The organism is Acinetobacter sp. YH12096, from assembly GCF_013419215.1.
Taxonomy (GTDB): domain Bacteria; phylum Pseudomonadota; class Gammaproteobacteria; order Pseudomonadales; family Moraxellaceae; genus Acinetobacter; species Acinetobacter amyesii.
In genome coordinates this window covers 1-1,274 of record NZ_VPAM01000082.1, presented here as the reverse complement: position 1 = coordinate 1,274, position 1,274 = coordinate 1, and the positions used below count along the sequence as shown (strand labels likewise).

The window sequence follows — 1,274 nt, the reverse complement described above, 5'->3', positions numbered from 1 at the left end:
TGATGTGTGCTGAATTAGCAGGAGACTTTCACTTGGGAGATTCTAGGCAGCTAACCGATAAAAGTCTTCTGCCATTTGATTTGGTGTCTTAAAATCCAAGCCTTTTTGAATTCTTCGCTGATTATAAAATAACTCTATATATTTTGTAATATCCGCTTTGGCTTCTTCCCTTGTTTTGTAGTTGCGATGATGGACTAGTTCATTTTTGAGTATGCCCCAGAAACTCTCTATCGGTGCATTATCAAAGCAGTCGCCTTTTTTGCTCATTGAACCCTGAAAATCAAATTTCTCAAGTAAGTTTCGATATTCATTACTGCAATATTGGCTGCCTCTATCTGAATGTACAATGAGATCTTTAGCAGGTTTCTGATTGCGAATAGCCATATTCAATGCATCACAAACAAGCTTGGCTGTCATGCGCTCATTTAAGCTATAGCCAACAACCTGTTTCGTGTAAAGATCTTTGACAGCTGCCAAGTACAACCAGCCCTCAGCCGTCCAAATGTAGGTAATGTCACTCGACCACGCAAGATTAGGCTTCGTCATTGAAAACTGTTGCTTGAGTAAATTGTCATAAATAGAACGGTTGTGATCACTGTTCGTGGTTCTTTTGAAACGCTTATGGCGCTTACAATACAACTGATTTGATTTTTTTATTTGGCGCACAGCATACGTACTTATTTTGATACCTTGCGCTTGTAAATGCTTGGTTAATCGAACATAGCCATAGCTTTGTTTGGTTTCTTCATGGGCTATTTTGACCAAAATTGTCTGCTGATTTCGCTGAATTGATCTTTTACTCATGCCTCGCTTTAGCCAATCATAAAAGCGAGAAACGGATACACGAAGTAATCGAGCCATTAAAATAATCGGAAATAAGTGGCTTTGCGATTTCATATAGGCGTACCTCACTGACTTTCTTTGGCAAAGTACGCTGCTGCCTTTTTTAAAAATTCACGTTCCATTTCAGCTGTTTTGAGCTGTTGTTTAAGCTTCTTATTTTCTTCGAGTAAGGCGTTTAGATCGGGCGAATACTGTTTTGTGCCTGCTAAAGTTCCAGCCTTTGCTTTGTTATTCCAGTTCGAAAGGGTTTGCATTGAAATGCCAAGTTGTCTAGCGGATTCCGATACATTACCTTGGTTCTCTTCAATGGCTTTTATGGCTTCAGCTTTAAATTCTGCGGTGTAAGTCTTCTGTTTCTTGCTCATGGTAAACTCCTAATGAGTATGTATAGTTTACCAAGTTAAACCCTCCTGTTTTTTAAGCACACATCA

Annotated in this window: 1 protein-coding gene; it reads right to left on the bottom strand. The window is 39.1% G+C overall.

The window, feature by feature from the left end; genetic code table 11:
* Window positions 1-42: 42 nt before the first annotated feature.
* Window positions 43-1,208, bottom strand: a protein-coding gene (locus FTU36_RS16545; protein WP_119285041.1) for an IS3 family transposase whose coding sequence is annotated in 2 segments (ribosomal slippage) — window positions 43-950 and window positions 950-1,208 — 1,167 coding nt in all. Because the reading frame shifts where the segments join, the coding sequence is not laid out codon by codon here.
* Between the last annotated feature and the right edge of the window lie 66 nt (window positions 1,209-1,274).